We start from the raw sequence: 23,594 nt of genomic DNA on the forward strand, positions 1-23,594 counted from the left end.
GCACGAGCCCGGAGGATCCTCAATGAGCGCCGCCCGCCTGCCCCTTGAGGGCGTCACCGTCGTCAGTCTGGAGCAGGCGGTGGCGGCGCCGTTCGCCACGCGTCAGCTCGCCGACCTGGGCGCACGCGTGATCAAGGTGGAGCGGCCCGGCGACGGGGACTTCGCCCGCCGCTACGACGAGACGGTGCACGGCCAGTCCAGTCACTTCGTGTGGCTGAACCGCTCGAAGGACTCGGTCACGCTCGACGTCAAGACGCCCGGCGGCCGCGACGTCCTCGAGCGGCTGCTCGCCGGGGCCGACGTCTTCGTACAGAATCTGGCGCCCGGCGCGGCGGCCCGACTCGGCCTGTCCGCACGGGAGTTGGCCGAGCGGCATCCGGCCCTGATCGTGTGCGACATCTCGGGCTACGGCGCCGACGGGCCGTGGGCCCACCGCAAGGCGTACGACCTGCTCGTGCAGTGCGAGACGGGCGTCGTGTCCGTGACGGGCACCCCGGACGCCCCGGCCAAGGTGGGCATCGCGATCGCCGACATCGCGGCCGGGATGTACGCGTTCTCGGGCATCCTCACCGCCCTGTACGAGCGGCGGGCCACGGGCACGGCCCGCGCGGTGGAGGTGTCGCTGTTCGAGGCGCTCGCGGAGTGGATGGGCTATCCCGCGTACTACACCGCGTACTCGGGCGGGCAGCCGCAGCGCGTCGGCGCCGCGCACGCGACGATCGCCCCGTACGGGCCCTATGACGCGGCGGACGGGAGGACGGTCCTGCTGGCGATCCAGAACGAGCGCGAATGGGCCTCGTTCTGCGCGGAGTTCCTCGGCGACGCGAGCCTCGCCGACGACCCGCGCTTCCACCGGAACTCGGCCCGCGTCGCCCGCCGCGCCGAGCTCGACGCGATCGTCGCGGCACGTTTCGCCGAGCTGGACGCGCAGCGCGCGGTCGACCTCCTGGAGCACGCCGGGGTCGCGTACGCCCGGCTCAACACGGTCGGCGACTTCCTCGACCACCCGGTGCTCACCGGCCGCGACCGCTGGCGCGACGTCGCCACGCCCGGCGGCCCTGTCCGTGCGCTCGTGCCCCCGGCGGACCTCGGCGGGGTCGAGCCGCGCATGGACCCGGTCCCCGCGGTGGGCGAGCACACGGAGGCGGTCCTGACGGAGTTCGGCTACGACGCCAGGACGATCCGGGAGCTGCGCGCGGCGGGCGCCGTCTGAGGCGCGAGTCGCCCCAGGGGGGCGCACGCGGGTAGCGCGCAGCCGGGGCCGTTCGGCCCACCACAAGGGTCACTCGGCCCGCTCCCGCCGACGGTCCTCACTGAGATGCTGCTGCGCAGAGCCTCCCGTGCCCTCGCTCTCCCGCCGCGGCGCACGGTCGAGGCCCGGGCACGCCGGTCGCTGGAGGGGGAGCCGCGAACGGCGGGCCCGGCAACGGGGTCACGCCCCGCCGGGCAACTCGCGCGCAAAACACCCCAATCGGAGCGATAAAGTATCGCGTCAACCTTCTCGCGTCCGATCACCCAGGAGTACCTACGTGACCGTAGCCATCGACTCGTCCGAGGCAGCCGTCCCGTCCGGCGAGAGCGCCGGGGATCCGTCCCTCGTGGAGCCCGCGCCCACGACGGACGTCCCGGATGCACGCCGGCCCGGCACGGACGGGGAGGCCGCCGGGGCGACGGACAGCGCCTCGGAGAATTTCTGGCAGCCAGGGGGCGACGCGGCCGACGAGGCCGTCGCTGCGCACGTCGAGGTCGAGGTCGAGAACGACACGGCCGGCGCAGACAGCGAGGACGGCGAGGACGGCGAGGACGGCGCCTCCGGCGAGGTGCCCGAGGCCGTCGCGCGCGACGCCCACGACTTCGGCGTCTACGCCCGCACCGGCGGCTGGGCCTTCGCCCTGAAGGTGGCCCGCAGCGTGCGCCCCGGCGGCCAGAGCGCCGAGGGGACCGAGAAGGTCTCGGCGCGCAGGTTCGCCGCCCTCGCGGGCTGCTCGGCCGACCGCGTCATGCGCTTCTACAAGGCGTGGGACAGGGCGGCGGACGACGGCCTCGTGCCGCAGTTCGAGGCCCTCGCGCCGGGCGCCGAGGTCGAACTCCCCGACGCCGACGTCTGGTTGTCGTACTACGTCTCGCGCAACAGCGCGACGTCCGTACGCGGCCAGGCAATCACCGAGGCGGCCGAGGCCGAGGGCATCCGGCCCACCAAGGCCCTGGAGGTCGCCGAGAACCCGACGGCGCTGCGGGCCGCGATCCTCGCCGACCCGGGCACCGCGGAGGCCGCCCGCAAGGCGCTCATGGACCGGCTCGGGGAGGACCCGGTGCTGCGCTCGGGCCTGGCCCGCGACATCGTGCGCGCCGACGACCTGAAGAAGGCCGTCGCGGAGGAGGCCAAGACCGGCGACCGCCTCGAGTACGTACGGAAGATCGCCGAGGAGGGGCAGGTCAAGACGCCCGCGGGCCAGAAGATCGAGGCGCCGCGGCAGCTGCGCCAGGAGGCCGAGCGGCACCTGTCCCTGATCGACGAGCTGGACAGCGAAGAGGAGGCCGAGCAGGCGGGCGAGTGGGCCCGCGAGGCGTACGACACCGTGCGCACGCTCGTCGCCGAGGCCGTCGAGGCGGATCCCGAGCTGCGGGTCCAGGAGCGGCGCGCGAAGTTCTACAGCAGCCTGCAGAAGGCGACGAAGGCCTTCGAGGAGCTGACCTTCGACGACGTCGAGGAGATCGACGACATCGTCGAGGACGACATGCTGCAGCGCCTCGAGGAGCTGCAGCAGGCCATCACCTCGGCCATCTCGGCGCTGCAGAAGGCCCGCAACAGCGGCTGACCCAGCACCTGCGATGCCCGGTCCTCCCCTCGGGAGGGCCGGGCATCGGCGCGTTCCGGGGCTGTTACCTGCGTCACGCCACTAGCGAAACGTTGCCGTTTCGCTAGTCGAGGGCTTACGCTCGGCGAGGTTCTGAACGAAACGGTTTCGTTCACTTGCTTGTCAGCTTCGGCTCACACTTCCCTGGAGTGGCTCCCATGTCTCAGACCTCGCTGACCGAGGACACCGGCACCTCGGCCCCGCCCGGACAGGACGCGCACGACGTCTCGCGCAAGCGCTGGTGGATCCTCGGCATCATCGGCATCGCGCAGCTGATGGTCGTCCTGGACGCGACCATCGTGAACATCGCGCTCCCCTCCGCCCAGCAGGACCTCGGCTTCACCGACGGCAACCGGCAGTGGATCGTGACGGCGTACGCACTCGCCTTTGCCTCGCTCCTGCTGCTCGGCGGCCGGATCGCCGACCTCTTCGGCCGCAAGCCCGCCTTCCTGATCGGCGTCGCGGGCTTCGCCGGCGCGTCCGTCCTCGGCGGCGCGTCCACCAGCTTCGGCATGCTGGTGACGGCCCGCGCCCTGCAGGGTGTCTTCGGCGCACTGCTCGCCCCGGCCGCACTGTCCCTGCTCAACACCACGTTCACGGACGCCAAGGAGCGCGCCAAGGCGTTCAGCGTGTACGGCGCGATCGCCGGTGCGGGCGGCGCCGTCGGACTGCTGCTCGGCGGCGTCCTGACCGACGCGCTCGACTGGCGCTGGACGCTCTTCGTGAACGTCGTCTTCGCGATCGTCGCCTTCGCGGGCGGCTGGATGCTCCTGGGCAACCACCGCGACGCCGCGGGAGCCAAGCTGGACCTGCCCGGCACCGTGCTCGTCTCGGCCGGCCTCTTCGCCCTCGTCTACGGCTTCTCCAACGCCGAGACGCACGACTGGAGTTCCCCGCTGACCTGGGGCTTCCTCGCCGCGGGCACGGTCCTGCTGAGCGCCTTCACCTGGTGGCAGAACCGGGCCGCGCACCCGCTGCTGCCGATGCGCGTCCTGCTCGACCGGGACCGGGCGGCCTCGTTCATCGCCGTCCTCATCACCGGCGCGGGCATGTTCGGCGTGTTCCTCTTCCTCACGTACTACCTGCAGCTGAACCTCGGCTTCAGCCCGACGAAGACCGGCGTCGCGTTCCTGCCGATGATGGCCACGCTGATGATCATGGCCCAGGTGTCGACGACGATGCTGGTGCCGCGGTTCGGCCCCAAGCTCGTGATCCCCGCCGGGTTCGCACTCGCCGCGGTCGGCATGGCGTGGCTGACGGGCATCGGCCTCGACTCCGGCTTCAGCACGGACGTACTGCCGCAGCTCCTGGTGATCGGCGCCGGCCTGGGTGCCGTGATGCCGCCCGCCATGTCGCTCGCCACCAGCGGGATCGCGGCCGAGGACGCGGGAGTGGCCTCCGCGACGGTCAACACCATGCAGCAGGTGGGCGGTTCGATCGGCACGGCCCTGCTGAGCACGCTCGCCGCGAGCGCCGTCACCAGCTATCTGGCGGGCCGCAACCCCGCGGACAAGCTGACCCAGGCGCAGGCCACGATCGAGAGCTACACGACCGCGTTCTGGTGGTCGGCGGGCTTCTTCGCCGCCGGCGCGGTCCTCACCCTCCTGCTGTACCGGCGCGGGGCCGGGCAGCAGGACCCCGCTGCGGCACCGGTCGTCCACATGTGACAGCCGCCGCAACCGGGTGAGGGGCCGCCGTCTGCAGGGAGACGGCGGCCCCTTCGCATGCCGCGACCGGAGCAGTGACATGGTGGGAGGCGCAACCATTGATCACAGGAGGCATCTCGTGTCGGACACCCCCAGCACGCCGAGGTCCACCGGCCGCCCGGCCCACCAGAACGTGACGTTCGAGAGCAACGGCACGCAGGCCCACGGCTATCTGGCACTGCCGCCCGCGGGCCGTGGTCCCGGCGTCATCGTCATCCAGGAGTGGTGGGGCCTCACCGACCACATGGCCGACGTGACCGACCGGCTCGCCGCGGAGGGCTTCGTGGCGTTCGCCCCCGACCTGTACGGCGGCAACGTGGCGCACGACTCCACCGAGGCGTTCCGCATGATGCAGGAACTGCCGGTGGACGTCGGCGTGGACCTGCTGTCCGGCGCCGTCGACCACCTGCTGTCCCTGCCCGAGGTCACCTCGGACACCGTCGGCACGGTCGGCTTCTGCATGGGCGGCGGATTCGTCCTCTACCTCGCGGCGAAGGACCCGCGGGTGAGCGCGGCCGTCCCGTTCTACGGCGTCATCCAGGGCGAGGTCCCCGACTTCTCGGGGCTCAGGGCGCAGGTCCTCGGGCACTACGGGGAGCGCGACGAAACGGTGCCGGTGCCCACGCTCGACGGCCTGCGCCGCGCCATCAAGGAACAGTCCGGGATCGACGCGGACTTCCGCATGTACCCGGCGGACCACGCGTTCTTCAACGACGGCAGGCCCGAGGTGTACGACGCGGACTCGTCGGCGAAGGCGTGGTCGGCGACGGTGGACTTCCTGAAGCGAGAGCTTGAGATCTAGCTCCTTGGCCCCCCGGACGGAGTCCGGGGGAGTTTGAAGAGCCAGGCCCGGGGCCGACCGTCGTCAACGATCCGGCCCCGGGCCACGCCACGTCACCAGATCCGCACGCGCTCCCCCGGCTCGATCCACAGCCCGTCGCCCGCCTTCGTGCCGAACGCGTCGTGGAACTCGTCCAGGTTCCGCACGATGTTGGCCCGGAACTCCGGCGGCGAGTGCGGGTCGATCGTCAGGTACTGCTGCTCCTGCTCCTTGCGCCGCTTGGTGCGCCAGCAGTACGCCCAGTTCATGAACAGCCGCTGGGAGCCGGTGAGTTCACCCTCGGTGGGCGCGGGGGCGCCGCCGAGCGCGATGAGGTAGGCGGTGTGGCCGATGGTCAGGCCGCCGAGGTCACCGATGTTCTCGCCGACGGTCAGCGACCCGTTGACGAACTCGCCCGGCAGGTTGCGCGGCGAGAAGCCGTCGTACTGCTTGACGAGCGCCTTCGACTTGGCCTCGAAGGCCGCCTTGTCGTCGGCGGTCCACCAGTCGTTCAGGTTGCCCTGACCGTCGTACTGCGCGCCCTGGTCGTCGAAGCCGTGGCCGATCTCGTGGCCGATGACGGCACCGATCCCGCCGTAGTTCTCGGCGGCGTCCGCGTCCGGCGCGAAGAACGGCTTCTGCAGGATGCCGGCCGGGAAGCAGATCTCGTTCGTGCCCGGGTTGTAGTACGCGTTCACGGTCTGCGGCAGCATGAACCACTCGTCGCGGTCGACCGGGGCGCCGATCTTGGCCAGCTGCCGGTCGTGCTCGAAGGCGTCGGCCGCGTAGGCGTTGGCGAGCAGGTCGTCAGGGACGACGGACAGGGCCGAGTAGTCGCGGAACGAGTCCGGGTAGCCGATCTTCGGCCGGAACGTGGCGAGCTTCTCGTACGCCCGCTCCTTCGTCTCGTCCGTCATCCAGTCGAGGGCGCCGATGGACTGCCGGTACGCCTCGAGGAGGTTGCCGACGAGCTCGTCCATGAGCGCCTTGGACGCCGGCGGGAAGTGGCGGGCCACGTACTCCTTGCCGACGGCCTCGCCGATGGCGCCCTCGACGAAGGCGACGCCGCGCTTCCAGCGGGCGCGCAGCTCCGGGGTGCCGTTGAGCGTACGCCCGTAGAACTCGAAGTTGACGCGCACGAACGGCGAGGACAGGTACGGGGCGCTGGAGCGCAGCACGCGCGCGAGCAGCCAGTCGCGCCACTGCTCGATCGGCGTCTCGGCGAGCACCGTGGACAGGTGCGAGAGGTACGAGGGCTGGCGCACGCAGGACTCGGCGAGCGTCGCCTCGTTGCCGCCCAGACCGGAGACGTAGCCGCGCCAGTCGAACTCCGGGGCGAGCGCGGCGAGTTCGTCGAAGGTCGTGAGGTTGTACGTCTTCTGCACGTCCCGCGTCTCGGCGCGCTCCCAGTGGCCCTCGGCGAGGCGGGTCTCCACGGCGACGACGGTGCGCGCGGCGGCGGCCGGCTCCGCGTGCTCGGCGAGCGTGAACAGCTCGGCGAGGTAGGCCTCGTACTTCTCGCGCTGCTCGGCGAACTTCTCGTCGCGGTAGTACGACTCGTCGGGCAGGCCGAGGCCGCCCTGGAGGATGTTGTAGAGGTAGCGGTCGGAGTTGCGGTCGTCGGTGTCGATGTACGAGCCGAACAGGCCGGAGCCGCCGGTGCGTTCGAAGCGCCCGAGGAAGGCCGCGAGCTGCCGCACGTCGGCGAGGTGCGCGACCTCGTCGAGGAGCGGGCGCACGGGGTCGAGCCCGCGGGCCTCGACGGCGTCCTCGTCCATGAACGACGCGTAGAGGTCGGCGATCTTGCGCGCCTCTGCGTCGTCCAGGCTGGTGGGGCCGCCCGCGGCGATCTCCTGAATGATCTCCTTGACCTGCTGCTCGGCGACGTCCACGAGCTGCACGAAGGGGCCCCAGCTGGAGCGGTCGTCGGGGATCGGCTCGGTCGCCAGCCAGTGGCCGTTGACATGGCCGAAGAGGTCGTCCTGCGGTCGGATCGCCGGGTCCATGCCCGGGCGCGCGTCATCCAGAGTGCTCATCGCCGCAGCCTACCCAGGTCAGAGGCGGGAAAGCGCCCCGAATGCGGCACCGCCCCGGTCGGCGCGGGGCCGACCGGGGCGGTGCGGGTGAGGCAGGGATCAGGCGAGGGTCGCCAGCGCCTCGTTCAGCGTCTGCGACGGGCGCATGACCTTGGCGGCCTTGGCCGGGTCGGGCTGGAAGTAGCCGCCGATGTCGGCCGGGGAGCCCTGGACGGCGATGAGCTCGTCGACGATGCGCTGCTCGTTCGCCGCGAGGGTCTCGGCGAGCGGCGCGAACGCCTTGGCGAGCTCGGCGTCGTCGGTCTGCTTGGCCAGCTCCTGCGCCCAGTACAGGGCGACGAAGAAGTGGCTGCCGCGGTTGTCGATGCCGCCGAGGCGACGGGTCGGCGACTTGTCCTCGTTGAGGAACGTGCCGGTGGCGCGGTCCAGCGTCTCGCCGAGGACCTTCGCACGGGCGTTGTCCGTGGTGGTGGCGAGGTGCTCGAAGGAGACGGCCAGCGCCAGGAACTCACCGAGGGAGTCCCAGCGCAGGTAGTTCTCCTTGACGAGCTGCTGGACGTGCTTGGGGGCGGAGCCGCCGGCGCCGGTCTCGAAGAGGCCGCCGCCGTTCATCAGCGGGACGACCGACAGCATCTTGGCGCTGGTGCCCAGCTCCAGGATGGGGAAGAGGTCGGTCAGGTAGTCGCGGAGCACGTTGCCGGTGACCGAGATGGTGTTCAGGCCCTGGCGGATGCGCTCGACGGAGAGCTTGGTGGCGTCCTCCGGGGAGAGGATCCGGATGTCGAGGCCCTCGGCGTCGAACTCCGGCAGGTACTGCTCGACCTTCTTGATCAGCTGGGCGTCGTGGGCGCGGCCCTCGTCCAGCCAGAACACGGCCGGGTCGCCGGTGGCGCGGGCGCGCGTGACGGCGAGCTTGACCCAGTCCTTGATCGGGGCGTCCTTGGTCTGGCAGGCGCGGAAGATGTCGCCCTCGGAGACCGTCTGCTCCAGGACGACGTCGCCGGCCTGGTTGACCAGGCGGACGGTGCCGGTCGCCGGGATCTCGAAGGTCTTGTCGTGGGAGCCGTACTCCTCGGCCTTCTGCGCCATGAGGCCGACGTTCGGGACGGAGCCCATGGTCGACGGGTCGTAGGCGCCGTTGGCGCGGCAGTCGTCGATGACGACCTGGTAGACGCCCGCGTAGGAGGAGTCCGGGATGACGGCGAGGGTGTCGGCCTCGGCGCCGTCCTTGTCCCACATGTGGCCCGACGTGCGGATCATGGCGGGCATGGAGGCGTCGATGATGACGTCCGACGGCACGTGCAGGTTGGTGATGCCGCGGTCGGAGTCGACCATCGCCAGGTCGGGACCGGCGGCGAGCTCGGCCTCGAAGGAGGCCTTGATCTCGGCGCCGTTCGCCAGGGACTCCAGGCCCTTGTAGATGCCGCCCAGACCGTCGTTCGGGGTCAGGCCGGCGGCGGCCAGGTCCGCGCCGAAGCGGGCGAACGTCTCCGGGAAGAACGCGCGCACGACGTGGCCGAAGATGATCGGGTCGGAGACCTTCATCATCGTCGCCTTGAGGTGCGCGGAGAACAGCACGCCCTCTTCCTTGGCGCGGGCGACCTGCGCGGTCAGGAACTCGCGCAGGGCGGCGACGCGCAGCACGGAGGCGTCGACGACCTCACCGGCGAGGACCGGTACGGACTCGCGCAGCACGGTGGTGGTGCCGTTGTCGGCGACGAGCTCGATCTTCAGCTTGTCGTCGGCGGGGACGACGGCCGACTTCTCGGTCGAGCGGAAGTCGTTGACACCCATGGTGGCGACGTTGGTCTTGGACTCGGGGGTCCAGGCGCCCATGCGGTGCGGGTGGGCCTTGGCGTAGTTCTTCACCGAGGCGGGGGCGCGGCGGTCCGAGTTGCCCTCGCGCAGGACCGGGTTCACGGCGGAACCCTTGATCTTGTCGTAGCGGGCGCGGATCTCGCGCTCCTCGTCGCTCTTCGGCTCGTCCGGGTAGGCGGGCAGCGCGTAGCCCTGCTCCTGCAGCTCGGCGATGGCGGCCTTCAGCTGCGGGATGGACGCCGAGATGTTCGGCAGCTTGATGATGTTGGCCTCGGGCGTCTTGGCCAGCTCACCCAGCTCGGCCAGCGCGTCCGGGATGCGCTGGTCCTCGTTCAGGTACTCCGGGAACACGGCGATGATGCGGCCGGCCAGGGAGATGTCACGGGTCTCCACGCGCACACCGGCGGTGGACGCGTAGGCCTCGATGACCGGCAGGAAGGAATACGTCGCGAGGGCCGGGGCCTCGTCTGTGTGCGTGTAAATGATGGTCGAGTCAGTCACCGGGTGCTCCGCTCCACGTCTTCCACGTCGTCTGCGTAACTCAATATTGCTCGACATCAAGATATCTCGTGCCGGGGTCATCTCCGAAAGGGCCCCGGCCGCCCGGTACGGGAGGACTACGCCCCGGGGCCGAGGCGGCGGCCCGCGTAGGCCCTGCGACGGGTCCGCGGGGTCGGCTCGGCGGGGGACGACCGCCGGGTGGCCGGCCGCCTAGCGTGCTGGTCAGCCGCTCGCTCTCACGGCGCCTCATCCGCCCCTTCCTCACGCCGATCCGGGGATTCGTCATGCCCAGAACAGCCATGCACGCGGTCGGACCAGCGAGTCTGTGCCTCCTCCTCGGACTGTGGGGCATCAGGCGCGAGGGCAGCATGTGGGGCGACGAGGCGGCGACCTGGCAGGCGGCCCACCGGAGCGTTCCCGACCTCTGCCGTCTGCTGGACCACGTCGATGTGGTCCACGGCCTGTACTACCTCTTCATGCACGGCGTCTTCGCCGTCCTCGGGGACAGCCTGATCGCGCTGCGCCTGCCCTCCGTCCTCGCCATGACCGGTGCCACCCTCCTGATCGCCCTCCTGGGTGCGCGGCTCGCCGACCGGTGCACCGGGGCGGCGGCGGGCCTGGCCTTCGCGCTGCTCCCCGCGGTCCAGCGGTACGCGCAGGAGGGACGTCCGTACGCGATGGTCGCCGCCTGCGTGGTCCTGGCCTGCCTGCTCCTCGTCCGGGCCGTCGACCGGCCGCGGGCCGGCGCCTGGGCCGCGTACGGCACGGTCGTGCTGGTGGGGGCGCTGCTCAACTGGTTCTCGCTCCTGGTGCTGTGTGCCCACGCGGTGACGCTCGCCCTGGTCCGGCCGTCACGCGCCGTGCTCGTGGGCTGGGCGCTCGCCTCGTCCGCGGCCGTGCTCGGCGTCCTGCCCCTCGCCGTGGCGAGCGCGGCCCAGTCGGGGCAGGTCGACTGGATCCCGCCGACCCGCCCGGGCACCCTGCGCGGGGTCCTGCTGACGCTGGTCGCGGGCGCGCTCCTGGCCCGGTGCGCGCGCCCGAGCGGCGACGACCGCGGCCCGTCCGGTGCCCGGCTCCCGCTCGGGACGGTCGCCCTGCCCCTCCTCGCCGTGCCCCCGCTCGCCCTGCTCGGCGTCTCCCTGGTCCATCCCCTCTACGTGGACCGCTACGTCCTGTTCGGTCAGCTCGGGCTCGCCCTGCTCGTCGGGGCGGCATGTCACGCGCAGGCCAGGCGATTACGGATGCCGCCGCGCCGCCTGGTCGCCGCGGCCTCGGTCGTGGCCCTGCTCACGCTGCTGCCCCTCCAGTGCTCCCTGCGCCACGCGTCCGGCCGCAGCGACGACGTCCTGTCCGCGGCCGCGAACGCCGCGGCGGTCCTCCAGTCGGGCGACGGCGTGCTCTACATTCCGGCGGCACGTCGGGACACCGCCCTCGTCTCGCCCGCCGACTTCACCGGGACGCGCGATCTGGCGCTGGCTCAAAGCCCCCTGGAATCCGGCACGTTGAGCGGCGTGGAGGGCTCGCCGCGCGCGATAGCCGCCGCCATGCTGACCGCCCGCCGCATCGTCGTCGTCAGCGGTCCGCGCATGCCGTCCGCCCCGACCGCCCGGGACCGGGCCAAACTCCGCGTGCTGGGCGACCGCTTCCGCCGCGTGTCCACGACCGTCGAGCGCGGTCGCCGGATCTCCGTGTACCAGCGCCGCGCCACGGGTCACGAGCACGTCGTGCCGCGTGCCGGGACGGTCCCGTCGAGGAGGTAGGCGTCAACTGCCTTGCCCGCACAGCGGTTTTGGGGATAGGTCCCGTGGCCCTCGGCGCGCACGGTGAGCAGCACGCCGACCTCGTCGCCCAGTTCGCTCACCATGTGCCGGCCCCCCGGGTACGGCGTCGTCGGGTCTCCGGTGCCGGCGACGACCAGGATCGGCGCGGCGCCCTTCGCGCTGACGTCGGGGGTGTCGCGCTCGCCGTGGAACGGCCAGTCGTAGCAGAGGTACACGCCGGAGGCCCAGGCCTTCCCGAACAGCGGAGAGACCGCTTCGGCGTCCTTGATCCACTTCTCGGAGCTGTCGAACCCGGGGCGCAGATCGGAGTCGGCGCAGGTGATCGCGACGTAGGCGGAGGTGCCGTTGCCGCCGGTGGGTTCGCCGCCGGTGCGCGCGGTGGCGCCCGGGGCGTGGTCGTAGGCCTTCTTCATCAGCTGGGTGCCGGTGCCCTTCTCGGTCACCTCGGCGAGCGCCTTCACCAGTTGCCCCCAGCTGTCCTTGCCGAGGTCCAGGAAGTTCCCGATGGCGTGGGCGGCGAGGTCGCCGTCGAGCTTCTCGCCGCCGTCGGTGGCGGCGGGGGTCTTCGTCAGCTTGGCGAGCAGCGCGCCGACGCGTTCGCCGGCCCGGTCGGGGTCGCTGCCCGTGGGGCAGTCGTCGTAGGTCTCGGCGCAGTGGCGGGCGAACCGCTCGAAGGCGGCCTGGACGGCCCTGGCCTGGCTGATGTCCCGCTGCAGCAGGTTCTCGGTCGGGTCGACGGGGGCTTCGAGAACGAGCCTGCCGACGTTCTTGGGGAACAAGTGGGCGTAGACACCGCCGAGTTCGGTGCCGTAGGAGACGCCGAAGTAGTGCAGCCTGCGGTCGCCGAGGAGGTAGCGCATCAGGTCCAGGTCGCGTGCCGTGTGGGCGGTGCCGACGTACGGCAGGATCTTTCCGGAGCGCTTCGCGCACACGTCACTGCCCTCGTACGCCTTTGTGCCGCAGTTGACGGGGATGGTGCCGCCGACCCCGCGCGGATCGAAGCTGACGAGGTCGTAGCGCTCCCCCAACGAGGCGTAGCCGTCCGCGAATTCGGGGAGCTCCATGACGCCGGACACGCCCGGTCCGCCGAAGTTCAGGACGAGTGAGCCGAGGCGCTTCTCCTCCGGTCCGGTGGCCCGCTTGCGGATCAGGGCGACACGGATCGTGTCGCGGCCGGGGTGCCGGTAGTCCAGCGGGGCCTTCATCGTGGCGCACTCGTAGTCGCCGCCCGGGGCGTCGCCGTCGCCCTGGGCGGTGGTCGGTGCCGGGCAGGCCGCCCAGGTGAGCCGCTGGCCGGTGGTCAGGGTCGCGGGCAGCCCCGGCGGCGGGTTCGTCGGCTTGACCACCGCGCGCGGGCGCGGCTTCGCATCCGCGTCCCGGTGCGACGCCACGTCGCACCCGGCGCCGGCCGCCACCACCACGAGGGCGGACAGGACCGCGACGGCGCGGCGGCGCACGGTGGCCGGCTCCGCCCCACCGCCGCCGCGGACGGTCCGTCGCGTGCGCCCCGGTGTCCGATCCCCCACACCCATCCCCGGCTCCCCCTCAAGTCGTGCTCCGGCCCGCCTGTGCGGGCCCCTTCGAGACTGATGCGGCTTCTGATTCTCCATCAGGGGCCCCATCCATCCCGGAGGTACCCGTGAACCGCCAGATCGCCAGAGGCATCGGCGTCTCCGCCACCGCCCTGCTCGCCGCCACGGTGTTCGGCTCTCCCGCCACCGCGGCCCCCGCCGACAAGGCGCAGGTGCTCTCGTCCTGGACCCAGACCAGCGCGTCCAGCTACAACGCGTTCATAGCCGCCCGCAACAACCAGGGCGCCTGGTCGGCGTACGGGTTCAACTGGACCACCGACCTCTGCTCGAAGTCGCCGGACAACCCGCTGGGCTTCAAGTTCGAACTCTCCTGTGCGCGCCACGACTTCGGCTACCGCAACTACAAGGCGATGGGCACGTTCGACGCCAACAAGTCGCGCATCGACAGCGCCTTCTACGAGGACCTCAAGCGGGTCTGCGCTCCGCTGAGCACGGTGAAGAAGGCCGCGTGCAACTCGCTGGCGTGGACGTACTACCAGGCCGTCAAGAACCTCGGCTGACCTCGGGGCGCACTGCCGTCGCCGATGGGTCCCGCGGCCGCGGTTCAGCCGCCGTAGGCGGTGACGAGGTTGCCGAGGGCGGTGGTGATGTTGTTGCCCGCTTCGGCGACGGCGGCGGGATCGTCGGCGGTGGTGGCGAGTTGGGCGTACAGAGAGTCGGCGGCGCCTTCGAGGCTGCGGTTGACGGAGAGGACGGGGGCACCGGCGGACGGGACGGACCGGAAGAGGGCCGCCTTGGCGGTGAGGGTGTCGGTGAACTGCTGGAAAGCCGCGGTGAGTTGCTGGGTGCCGGTGGTGTCGCAGGCGAGACGGTCGTTCGCGAGGGCGGCGTAGATCTGCGCGCTCGCCCGGTTCGCGGAATTGGTGAAGGCCGTGATGCCGGGCGTCATGTTGCCGGTGGTGGTCTGCTGCGCGATGCGCGCGGCGTCCCGGAGCGTGGCGGCGATGTCGGCGCAGGGCCCGACTGCCTGTGGGCCGTCCCCGACGGCATGCCCGGCGGCGTGGCCGATGGTGGCATCGCCAGTGGTGACGGCGGCCGGGGCGGCGGTGGCGAGACCTGCGAGGGGCATGGTGGCGAGGGCCGCGACAGCGGCGGCGCGCGTGATCCGGTTCATGTCTTCTACGGCTACGCCCGGGGGCCGGGGTGGGCATGCCGAGGGCCGCTGGATGAGTGACGCGTGCCGAATCCGCCGACCTGCCGCCCCACACGCCGCCCGCATGAAGGGACCGGACCGGCCGGGGCCGCCCCCGCTGCCGGGCAGGCCCGTCGCCGGATCCGGTTCTCCGCCGGTACGACCTCGGCCCTGGTCGGGCTGGGGCACGCCAACGGGCTCACGGTCCACGGCCTGGTCTCGGCGGCTGTGATGATCGCGCATGCCCGGGTCGCCGCCGAGGGACCCGGAGGTGCGGCCGGGGAGGTGGCCGTTCCCTTCATGTATCCGGTGGACGTGCGCACCCGCATCGACCCGCCGGTGGCAGCCCTGGCCGGGACGAACATCTTCGGGACCGTCGGATTCACCCGATCCGTCGGCGCGGCGACCGAACCCCTGGTGCTCGCCAAGGCCCTCCTGGACGAACTGGACGAGAGTGTCCGCGACGGTGTCGTCCAGCAGTCGCAGCTCCACTTCACCGGACCGGCCGAGGACGCTCCGCCACCGGCGCACATGCCCGCAGCGCAGGCTCCCGCGGTGCTGGCGGCAGACACCACCATGCTGACGAACTGGGGCCGAATCCCGCACCTGCGCACCCCTGGGGGCCTCACCGTCACCGACTTCCGCGGCGCCGTCCTCGACCAGCCGCTCAGGCCGGTCACGGGAGCGGATCCCGCCGCGCCGCCCGCCCCGACCTCCACCTACATCGTCACGGCCTTCGACGGCCGTCTCGGCGTCGAACTGGCCACCGCACACACCGGTGCGCGCGCCGACGCCCTCGTCACGGCCCTCGACACGACCGTCCGGCAGCTGACCGCCTGACCGTCCCCGACGCCGCAACCACACCGGGGCCCCAAAGTATGGTGCCCCACCACATGTGCCACTGACCTGCGGGTTCCTACCTTGTGCCAGCACGTAGACGTCCCCGTCCCCGCCTGGAAGTGGTGCACATGGCCTCCGCAGCAACCGCTCCGCCGCCCCCGTCGATCCCCCGCAACCTCAAGCGCATCGTCGCGGCGAGCCTCATCGGCACCACGATCGAGTGGTACGACTTCTTTCTCTACGGCTCCGCCGCCGCGCTCGTGTTCAACAAGCTGTTCTTCCCCGGCTCCGACCCGCTCGTCGGCACGCTGCTGTCCTTCCTGACGTACGCCGTCGGGTTCGCCGCACGGCCGCTGGGCGCGCTGGTCTTCGGCCACTACGGCGACCGCCTCGGCCGCAAGAAGCTCCTGGTGATCAGCCTCCTGATGATGGGCGGCGCCACCTTCGCGATCGGCCTGCTCCCCACCCACGCGACCGTCGGCTCGGCCGCGCCTGTCCTGCTGACCGCGCTGCGTCTGGTGCAGGGCTTCGCCCTCGGCGGCGAGTGGGGCGGGGCGGTGCTGCTCGTCTCCGAGCACGGGGACGCGGAGCGCCGCGGCTTCTGGGCGTCGTGGCCGCAGACGGGCGCGCCCGCCGGGCAGTTGCTCGCGACCGGCGTGCTCTCGGCGCTGACCGCGCTGATCTCTGACGCGCAGTTCACGTCCTGGGGCTGGCGCATCCCGTTCCTGCTGTCCGGCGTGCTCGTGCTCGTCGGGCTGTGGATACGCCTGTCCGTCGACGAGTCGCCGGTCTTCAAGGAGGCCCTCGCCCGGGCCGAGGCCCGCAAGGCGGAGGCGAACGCGACGGTCGAGAAGATGCCGCTCGTCGCGGTGCTGCGCCACCACTGGCGCGACGTGCTGGTCGCGATCGGCGCCCGGATGGCCGAGAACATCAGCTACTACGTCATCACCGCGTTCATCCTCGTCTACGCCACGACGTCGGCCGGCGTCTCCAAGCAGACCGCGCTGAACGCCGTACTCGTCGCGTCCGCCGTGCACTTCGCCGTCATCCCCGCCTGGGGTGCCCTGTCCGACCGTGTCGGACGCCGCCCGGTGTATCTGCTGGGCGCCGCGGGCGTGGGCCTGTGGATGTTCCCGTTCTTCTCCCTCGTCGACACCGGGAGCTTCGGCAGTCTGATCCTGGCGGTGACCGTGGGCCTGGTGCTGCACGGCGCCATGTACGCCCCGCAGGCGGCCTTCTTCTCCGAGATGTTCGCGACGCGGATGCGCTACTCCGGGGCCTCGATCGGCGCCCAGTTCGCCTCGGTCGCGGCGGGTGCGCCCGCGCCGCTCATCGCGACGGCGCTGCTCGAGAACACGGGCGACTCCACGATGATCTCGCTGTACGTCATCGCCGCCGCGCTCCTGACACTGCTCGCCGTCGGCGTGGCCAAGGAGACCCGCCACCGCGACCTCGCCGACATCGACCAGGAGGACGCCGTGGACGAGGCGGCGGCCGGGCGCCGCGCCGACGCCCACAGCGTCTGACGGGCCCGGCACACAGGTCCCACGGGCAGGCCCCGTACGCAGGTCGCGTACGGGGTCAGCGTCGTTCCGGGATCGCCAACCGGTGCAGCCGCAGGGCGAGTTGGATCTCCAGGGAGCGCGCGGGCGACTGCCAGTCGGGGCCGAGCAGCCGGCCGATCCGTTCCAGGCGCTGGGCGACGGTGTTCACATGGACGTGCAGCGCGTCCTTCGTGCGGGCCGGGCTCATGCCGGACGCGAAGTAGGCGTCGAGGGTGCGCACGAGGTCCGTGCCCCTGCGCTCGTCGTACCCGACGAGCTCGCCGATGGTGCGCGAGACGAATCCGCCGACGTCCCGGCTGTCGGCGAGCAGCAGGCCGAGGAACCCGAAGTCCTCGGCGGCCGCGCCCTCCCCCGCCCTGCCGAGCAGGCGCAGCGCGTCGAGACAGCGCTGCGCCTCCGCGTAGGCGACGGCGGCCGTGTCGGCCCTGGTGGTCAGGGACCCGACCGGCGCCGAGGCTCCGACGGTCACCGTCTCGTGGATCGCGGCGCCCAGCCGTCCTGCCACGTGTGCCGCGAGGTCGGAGGCGGTGGCCCCGGAGTCCAGCGGCAGCAGCAGGACGGTGCCGCCGTCGCGGGCGGCGGCCAGGCCCTGCCGGGTCGCCGCGAGATGGTTGGCCGCCGACCACAGGCGGCGGCGTGCGGCGGCCTGCTGCTCCGCGTCGGCGCCGCCCTGCTCCAGGCGTGCGGCGAGCACGACGTGCCGCGCTTCGAGGTCGGCGTGCAGTCGCGCGGCCCTCTCGCGCAGCACGCGCGGGTCACGGTCGCGGGCGTCGAGCAGGTCGTCCAACAGCTCGCCGCGCACGCGCTGTTCGGCCTCGGACGCGGAGCGCCGGGCGAGCAGCAGGAGCGAGGTGACCATCGCGGCGCGCTCGAGGGTGCGCTGGTCGACGGGGTCGAGGCCGGGGTGGCCGCGCAGTACCAGGGCGCCGAGCAGTTCGCCGCCCGCCGCGACGGCCGCGATCCAGTCCTCGCCGCGCCGCACCGCGTGGCCGTCGGCCCTGGACGCCTCCAGGGCTTCGGCCGGTGCCGCCTCGGCGTCCGTGAACTCGACGGTTCCGTCCAGGACTTGGGACACGGCGGCGGCCACGTCGTGCACTCCCCCGCCGCGCAGCACCAGTTCGGCGAGCCGGTCGTGCACGTCGGACGCGCGCTCGATGACACCGCTGCGGTCGCGGATGATCTCGTTGGCCCGCTCGAGCTCGCCGAGCGCCTCACGGGTCTCGGTCAGCAGGTTCGCGGTGTCGATGGCGGCGGCCGCGAGCGCCGCGAACGAGCCGAGCAGGGCGATCTCCTCGCGTGCGAAGACCCTCGCCCGCCGGTCCGCGGCGTACAGCACGCCGATCACGTGCGGTCCCAGCATGAGCGGCACGCCGAGGATGGCGACGAGGCCCTCGTCGCCGACGCCCGCGTCGATGGTGCGGGTGTGCTGGAAGCGCAGGTCCTTGCCGTAGTCGTCGGTGACGTAGGGCCGGGCGGTCTGGGCGACGAGTCCGCCGAGCCCCTCGCCCATCCCGAGGCGCAGCTGCTGGAAGCGGGCCGCGACCGAACCCTCGGTGACCCGCATGTACGTGTCGCCGCGCACCGGGTCGTTCAGCGTCAGGTAGGCCACGTCCGTGCCGAGCAGCGACCGGGCGCGCTGGACGATGGCCTGCAGCACCGCGTCGAGGTCGCGCAGGCCCGCCAGGTCGTGGGCGGTCTCGAACAGGGCGGACAGCTCGGCCTCGCGGCGCCGCCTGCCCTCCATCTCCTCGCGCACGCCGAGCGCGAGGCGTTTGGCATCCTCCAGGGCCGCGATCCACGCGGGGCCCCGGCCCTCGGCCCGCGCGAGCAGCACCGGCTGTTCGTACGCGTCGGCGGAGGCGCCCCTGGCCAGGAGTTCCAGGAACGGGGCCTGCGCGTCGGCGGGGGCCGCCGGGGCGGAGGCGGCGGACGAGTGCGGTCGGTGCGGCGACATGCTCAACAGAATTACCCGGGACCTCAGTGAGCGGTCCAGCCCCCGTCGAGAGAGATCGACGTACCGGTGATGAACGACGCCTGCGGCGTGCACAGGTACGCGACGGCCTCGGCGACCTCGTCCGGCTCGATGAGCCGCTTCAGCGCGCTGTCCTGCAGCATCACCTCGCTCACCACCCGCTCCGCGGGGATGCCGTGCGCGGCGGCCTGGTCGGCGATCTGCTTCTCGACGAGCGGCGTGCGCACGTAGGCGGGGTTGACGCAGTTCGAGGTGACGCCGTGCGGGGCGCCTTCGAGCGCGGCCGTCTTCGACAGGCCTTCGAGGCCGTGCTTGGCCGAGACGTACGCGGACTTGAACGCGGAGGCGCGCAGTCCGTGCACCGACGACACGTTGACGATGCGGCCCCAGCCCTGCTCGTACATGTGCGGCAGCGCACCCCGGATCAGGCGGAACGGGGCCTCCAGCATCACCGTCAGGACGGTGTGGAAGACCTCGGGCGGGAACTGCTCGATGGGGCGCACCAGTTGGAGCCCCGCGTTGTTCACGAGGACGTCGGTGCCGGTTGCCGCGGCCTCGGCGGCGTCGAGCTCGGTCAGGTCGAGGACGCGGGGCTCGATGCCGTCGGCCTCGTCGGCCAGCGCGTCGAGACCGGCCCGGTCCCGGTCGACGGCCCGGACCTTGGCACCCGCGGCGGCGAGCCGCAGGGCGCAGGACCGGCCGATGCCGCTCGCGGCGCCGGTGACGAGTGCGGTGCGTCCGCCGAGGTCGAGCGGCACGGCGTGGGGCCCGATGAGCGGGGTGCTGAGCGGGGTGCGCGGGGTCATGCTCCGCACCCTAGGGAGCCGACCACCCCGGACCCGATGTGGTCGGCCCCCATACTTCAGCCCTCAGTAGTGGTCTCGAACCACGTCGGTCCTTCGGACTGGGCCTGCTTGATCCGCAGCCGTCCGTGCTCGTTGAGCGGCGGCAGCGCGTCCAGCGGGAACCAGGCCACTTCCAGCGACTCGTCGTCGTTCACCCGCGCCTCGCCGCCCGTGGCCCGGCACAGGAAGGTGATGTCCATGAACTGGCACTGGTCGCCGTTCGGGTAGGTGATCGGCTTCTTCAGCGCCTGTACGAGGACGACGCGTTCGGCGACGCACTCGACTCCGGTCTCCTCGAACACCTCGCGCGTCGCGACGTCGGCGGGCTGCTCCCCCGGCTCGGCGATCCCCGCGGGCACGGCCCACTGCCCGGTGTCGGCGCGGCGCCCGAGGAGCACCCGCCCCTCGTCGTCGAACACGACGGCGGTGACGCCCGGCAGATAGAGGAGCTGGTGGCCCGCAGTGGCCCGGATCGCGCGGATGTAGTCAGGAGTAGCCATGCCGCCGACCCTATCCGGCGGCCCTGGCGGTGCGGCCGGTCGAACCCGTCGGTCGGACCGTCGGGTCAGGCGTCCTTGCGGCGCCCGCTCCTGGACCGTACGACGGCCCAGGCCAGACCGCCGGCGCCGAGGGCCACGAGCAGCGCCTCGGGCCAGACGCCCGCGCGCGTGGCGAGCGTCTGCGAGGTCCGCTTCGGCACGTCGGCGAGCAGGGTGTCGGCCTCGAACATGCCGGTGTGCTGCGCGACGGAGCCGTCGGGCCGGATGACGGCGCTGATGCCGCTCGTGACCGGGACCATCACGGCGCGGCCGTGCTCGACGGCGCGCACCCGGTCCATGGCGAGCTGCTGGTAGGTCATCTGGCTGCGCTCGAACGTCGCGTTGTTGCTCGGCACGGACAGGATCTGCGCGCCCTCCTTGACCTGGTCGCGGACGACGTCGTCGAACGCCGCCTCGTAACAGGTCACGTTGCCGATCTTCGTCCCCGCCATGTCGAACGCGACGGCCTTCTTGCCGGGCACGAAGTCCCCGGCGCGGTCCACGTCCTTGCTGAAGATCCGGAAGAAGCTGCGGTACGGCATGTACTCGCCGAACGGCTGCAGATGACGCTTGTCGTAGGTGGCGCCGGGCCCGGTCTTCGGGTCCCACAGGATGAGCCGGTTGTGCGTCGCGCCGTCCTGCGTGGTGACGACGGCGCCCACGGAGATCGGGGCGCCGACGGCCTCGGCCGCCCGCTGGATCTCGTCGTACGCGTCCTGGTTGGTGTACGGGTCGATGTCGGAGGAGTTCTCCGGCCACAGCACGAGGTCGGGCCGCTTCACCTCGCCCGACTTGATCTTCGCGGCGAGCTTCGTCGTCTCGCGCACGTGGTAGTCGAGGACGGCCCGTCGCTGGGAGTTGAAGTCGAGGCCCATCCGCGGCACGTTGCCCTGGATGAGCGCCACGCGCGCGGTGCCGTCCTCCGCCGCGTTCGACACCAGCGGCATGGCCGCCACTCCGGCGACGACGGGCGCGACGGTGAGGACCGCGGCGGCCACGAGGGCCCGGTCCCGCAGGACGCCGCGTACGCCGGTGTCACTCCTGGCACCGGCGGCACTGCTGTCACCGGCGGCGCTGCTGTCACCGCTGTCGCTCGTGATGCTTCGGAGGGCGAGGACGCGCAGGGCGAGCGCGGCGAGCCCGAACCCGCACAGGACCACCGCGAAGCCGAGCAGCGGCGTGCCACCCAGGGAGGCGAGCGGCAGGAACACGCCGCTGGGCTGCCCGAAGGCGACCTTGCCCCAGGGGAAGCCGCCGAACGGGAAGCGGGCGCGCAGCGCCTCGTCCGCGATCCACACGCCGCTCGCCCACAGCGGCCACAGCGGCAGCCGCGACACGTAGGCGATGCCGAGTCCGGCGAGCGACAGCATCACCGCCTCGGCGGCGGCGAGAGCGAGCCACGGCAGCGGCCCGACGTCGACGCCGGTCCACGACAGCAGCGGCACCAGATAGGCCAGGCCGAAGACGAGCCCGAGGCCGAATCCCGCCCGCAGCCTGCGCCCGTACACGGCCACCCCGAAGAGCCCGAACGCCACCGGCGCCAGCCAGGGCAGTTCCCGCGGCGGGAAGCTGAGGTACAGGAGCACCCCGGCGAGCGCCGCGAGGACGACGGGCACGAAGCGCCGCGGGTCGAAGCGGCGGGCGGGCGGCGCTGCGGGCTCGTCCGACGGGGCGACGGGAGGTGCGGTGGCGGTCACCCGGGGAGTGTACGGCGCGGCCCTGTCACGGGGACATGCCGGTCGGCGCCGTCTCACGCCATGACCAGCGACGACGTGCCGTGATCATGCGGCGCCTCGCCCCTCTTCGTCGAGGGCGGCGGCGCGCAAAGCGGCCGCGACGCGGACGAGCGGCTCACCGGCGGGTCCGGGCAGCCGGGCGAGAAGCAGCCGCCGGTGCTCCTGGGGCCCGCCGCGCACCGGCAGGATCCGGACGCCGTCGGGCCCGGTCGGGGCGATCGAGGCGGACACGGTGGTGAGCCCGCAGCCCGCAGCCCGCAGCCCGCAGCCCGCAGCCCGCGGCCCGCAGCGACGAGGTGCAGCTTGGCCAGCCGGTTGCGCGCGACGTGCGCGATCTCGGGCCGCTCGTCGAGATCGGCCACGTCGACGTACGTGCCGCGGGCGAGGGGGTGTCCGGCGAGCAGGGCGAGGAGCAGGGAGCGCTCGGTGAGGGTCTGCAGCACCAGGGGCGGCGATTCGTCGTCGGGCACGCGGAGCGGCGGTGCCGATGAGAGCAGCGCCAGGTCGAGACCGCCCGCCCGCAGCGCACGCACCAGCGCCGGGGCGCCGCCCTCGCGGCTGACGACCCGCAGCCCCGGGTCGGTGCGCCGCAGATCGGCCAGCGAGCGGGGCAGCAGGACGACCCCGGCGCTCGGCACCCAGGCGAGCCGGACGGTGCCGGCCTGTCCCGGGAGTCCGGACAACTCGCGGGCGGTCGCGTCGATCTCGTCGAGCACGACCGCGGCCCGCCGCATGACGACGCGGCCCGCCGGGGTGAGCCGGGCACCGTCACGCCGCCGCTCGAGGAGTTCCGCGCCCGCGGCCCGTTCGATGGCGGCGATCTCGTGCGCTCGCAGAAGGGCTCAACCACCTCGGGCACTTCGCCCTGGCCACGGGCCTGCACGACGCGCTCGCCGCCGACGGGGCCGCGCGCATCGTCGTCCTCAGCTCCAGCGGTCACCGGCTGTTCCCGGTCGTCCGGGACGACGTCCGCTTCGCCTTCCGCCGCTACGACCCGTGGCTCGGCCACGGCCAGTCCAGGACGGCGAACGTCCTGTTCGCGGTGGAGGCCACCCGCCGCTGGGCCGACGACGACACCACCGCCAACGCCCTGATGCCCGGCGCCATTTACACCAATCTGCAGCGGCACACCGAGGGCCGCGGCAGCGGCCGGGTACCGGACGAGCTGATCAAGACGGTCGTGCAGGGCGCCGCGACCTCCGTCCTCCTCGTCATCTCGCCGCGCCTCGAAGGAATCGGCGGCCGCTACTTCGTCGACTGCAACGAGACCGAGGTCCTCGACCGCCGCTCGGGCCCCCTGCACGGCGTGGCCCGCTGCGCCGCCGACCCCGCGGGCGCCCGCCGCCTGTGGGAGCTGTCCGAGAACCTGCTCGCCGACGCCGAACCCGGCATCCGGCCCGCTCGCGGCCCCCGCCCCGCTCCCCGCACACCCACCCCGCGCTCCAGCACCCCCTCGCGCGCCGGGCGCATGAGCTGGCAGACTGGGAGGCACTGCGTACGGCCACGGGGGAGGCATGCACACCATGACGGGCACCATCACCGTGTGGGTCGACGGACCGGTCGGCCTGGACGAACCGGAGGAACTGCTCGAGGAGTTGGGGCGGGCGACCGGACTGACGTGGCGTGCGGACGCGAGAGACGAGGACGCCGGGGGCACCCTCGACGGAAGCCTCGCCACGCTCGTCCTGGAGACGGTGATCAGCGGCGTCGGCACGGCCGCGGTCCAGGCAGCCGTCGGAGCAGTCCTCGACAAGTGGCGTTCCCGGCAGCTCGATCCACCCCCCGTCCGGGTCGTCCTCGTCGATCCCGCACCGGATCCGGACCCCGACTCCCCCGCACCCGAAGGGAGTTGA

At 72.5% G+C, this 23,594-nt stretch carries 17 protein-coding genes and 1 pseudogene; 9 read left to right on the forward strand and 9 right to left on the reverse strand.

The features are described from left to right. Positions 1 to 22 precede the first annotated feature (22 nt). The 4 genes from ACIBUY_RS36545 (at position 23) to ACIBUY_RS36560 (ending at position 5,366) form a co-directional block, all read left to right on the forward strand. Positions 23 to 1,213: a CaiB/BaiF CoA transferase family protein gene (locus ACIBUY_RS36545; protein WP_399154941.1), complete on the forward strand. Its 1,191-nt coding sequence runs from the start codon at positions 23 to 25 to the stop codon at positions 1,211 to 1,213. A gap of 607 nt (positions 1,214 to 1,820) precedes the next feature. Further along, complete coding sequence (locus tag ACIBUY_RS36550) at positions 1,821 to 2,819, forward strand: hypothetical protein (protein WP_399154985.1); 999 nt, start codon at positions 1,821 to 1,823, stop codon at positions 2,817 to 2,819. Between the two features lie 197 nt (positions 2,820 to 3,016). Then, the gene (locus tag ACIBUY_RS36555; RefSeq protein ID WP_365572200.1) at positions 3,017 to 4,525 is read left to right on the forward strand and encodes a DHA2 family efflux MFS transporter permease subunit; all 1,509 of its coding nucleotides are present in this window, start codon (positions 3,017 to 3,019) and stop codon (positions 4,523 to 4,525) included. A 118-nt stretch (positions 4,526 to 4,643) separates the two neighbouring features. Beyond that, positions 4,644 to 5,366 carry a dienelactone hydrolase family protein gene (locus ACIBUY_RS36560; RefSeq protein ID WP_365572203.1) on the forward strand — a complete coding sequence of 241 codons (723 nt, stop codon included), beginning with the start codon at positions 4,644 to 4,646 and terminating at the stop codon, positions 5,364 to 5,366. Positions 5,367 to 5,458: 92 nt separating this feature from the next. On the opposite strand, the gene ACIBUY_RS36565 is transcribed toward ACIBUY_RS36560, so the two are convergent. Beyond that, complete coding sequence (locus tag ACIBUY_RS36565) at positions 5,459 to 7,420, reverse strand: M13 family metallopeptidase (RefSeq protein ID WP_399154942.1); 1,962 nt, start codon at positions 7,418 to 7,420, stop codon at positions 5,459 to 5,461. Positions 7,421 to 7,519: 99 nt separating this feature from the next. After that, complete coding sequence (locus tag ACIBUY_RS36570; RefSeq protein WP_365572209.1) at positions 7,520 to 9,739, reverse strand: NADP-dependent isocitrate dehydrogenase; 2,220 nt, start codon at positions 9,737 to 9,739, stop codon at positions 7,520 to 7,522. A gap of 284 nt (positions 9,740 to 10,023) precedes the next feature. Here ACIBUY_RS36570 and ACIBUY_RS36575 point away from each other — a divergent pair, with 284 nt between their 5' ends. Continuing rightward, positions 10,024 to 11,499, forward strand: a complete 1,476-nt coding sequence (locus ACIBUY_RS36575; protein ID WP_399154943.1) for a glycosyltransferase family 39 protein — start codon at positions 10,024 to 10,026, stop codon at positions 11,497 to 11,499. On the opposite strand, the gene ACIBUY_RS36580 is transcribed toward ACIBUY_RS36575, so the two are convergent. Continuing rightward, complete coding sequence (locus ACIBUY_RS36580; protein WP_399154944.1) at positions 11,451 to 13,052, reverse strand: alpha/beta hydrolase; 1,602 nt, start codon at positions 13,050 to 13,052, stop codon at positions 11,451 to 11,453. The genes ACIBUY_RS36575 and ACIBUY_RS36580 overlap by 49 nt on opposite strands. Before the next feature lie 131 nt (positions 13,053 to 13,183). On the opposite strand from ACIBUY_RS36580, the gene ACIBUY_RS36585 reads away from it, so the two are divergent. Further along, positions 13,184 to 13,612, forward strand: a complete 429-nt coding sequence (locus ACIBUY_RS36585) for a phospholipase (protein WP_399154986.1) — start codon at positions 13,184 to 13,186, stop codon at positions 13,610 to 13,612. Between the two features lie 44 nt (positions 13,613 to 13,656). Here ACIBUY_RS36585 and ACIBUY_RS36590 read toward each other — a convergent pair whose 3' ends face one another. Beyond that, positions 13,657 to 14,226, reverse strand: coding sequence for a hypothetical protein (locus tag ACIBUY_RS36590; RefSeq protein ID WP_365572217.1), 570 nt, complete (start codon positions 14,224 to 14,226; stop codon positions 13,657 to 13,659). Between the two features lie 63 nt (positions 14,227 to 14,289). Here ACIBUY_RS36590 and ACIBUY_RS36595 point away from each other — a divergent pair, with 63 nt between their 5' ends. Together ACIBUY_RS36595 and ACIBUY_RS36600 are read left to right on the forward strand one after the other, a co-directional pair. Next, complete coding sequence (locus ACIBUY_RS36595) at positions 14,290 to 15,084, forward strand: hypothetical protein (RefSeq protein ID WP_399154945.1); 795 nt, start codon at positions 14,290 to 14,292, stop codon at positions 15,082 to 15,084. Positions 15,085 to 15,212: 128 nt separating this feature from the next. Further along, positions 15,213 to 16,610: an MFS transporter gene (locus ACIBUY_RS36600; RefSeq protein WP_399154946.1), complete on the forward strand. Its 1,398-nt coding sequence runs from the start codon at positions 15,213 to 15,215 to the stop codon at positions 16,608 to 16,610. 55 nt (positions 16,611 to 16,665) lie between these two features. Here the strand turns inward: ACIBUY_RS36600 and ACIBUY_RS36605 are convergent, their stop codons facing one another. The 5 genes and pseudogenes from ACIBUY_RS36605 to ACIBUY_RS36625 form a co-directional block, all read right to left on the reverse strand. Then, on the reverse strand, positions 16,666 to 18,603 hold the full coding sequence (locus ACIBUY_RS36605; RefSeq protein WP_399154947.1) for a helix-turn-helix domain-containing protein: 1,938 nt from the start codon (positions 18,601 to 18,603) through the stop codon (positions 16,666 to 16,668). Positions 18,604 to 18,626: 23 nt separating this feature from the next. Continuing rightward, positions 18,627 to 19,427: a 3-hydroxybutyrate dehydrogenase gene (locus ACIBUY_RS36610; protein ID WP_399154948.1), complete on the reverse strand. Its 801-nt coding sequence runs from the start codon at positions 19,425 to 19,427 to the stop codon at positions 18,627 to 18,629. A gap of 56 nt (positions 19,428 to 19,483) precedes the next feature. Further along, positions 19,484 to 19,966 (reverse strand): NUDIX domain-containing protein, encoded by a 483-nt coding sequence (locus tag ACIBUY_RS36615; protein WP_365572232.1) that lies wholly within the window; start codon positions 19,964 to 19,966, stop codon positions 19,484 to 19,486. 65 nt (positions 19,967 to 20,031) lie between these two features. Continuing rightward, the gene (gene lnt, locus ACIBUY_RS36620) at positions 20,032 to 21,702 is read right to left on the reverse strand and encodes an apolipoprotein N-acyltransferase (protein WP_399154949.1); all 1,671 of its coding nucleotides are present in this window, start codon (positions 21,700 to 21,702) and stop codon (positions 20,032 to 20,034) included. A gap of 84 nt (positions 21,703 to 21,786) precedes the next feature. Then, positions 21,787 to 22,571: pseudogene (locus ACIBUY_RS36625) on the reverse strand (LysR family transcriptional regulator); the annotation flags it as partial. Between the two features lie 684 nt (positions 22,572 to 23,255). On the opposite strand from ACIBUY_RS36625, the gene ACIBUY_RS36630 reads away from it, so the two are divergent. Then, positions 23,256 to 23,594: a hypothetical protein gene (locus ACIBUY_RS36630; RefSeq protein WP_365572238.1), complete on the forward strand. Its 339-nt coding sequence runs from the start codon at positions 23,256 to 23,258 to the stop codon at positions 23,592 to 23,594.

The sequence above is a fragment of the Streptomyces sp. NPDC050085 genome (assembly GCF_044460595.1).
GTDB lineage: Bacteria > Actinomycetota > Actinomycetes > Streptomycetales > Streptomycetaceae > Streptomyces.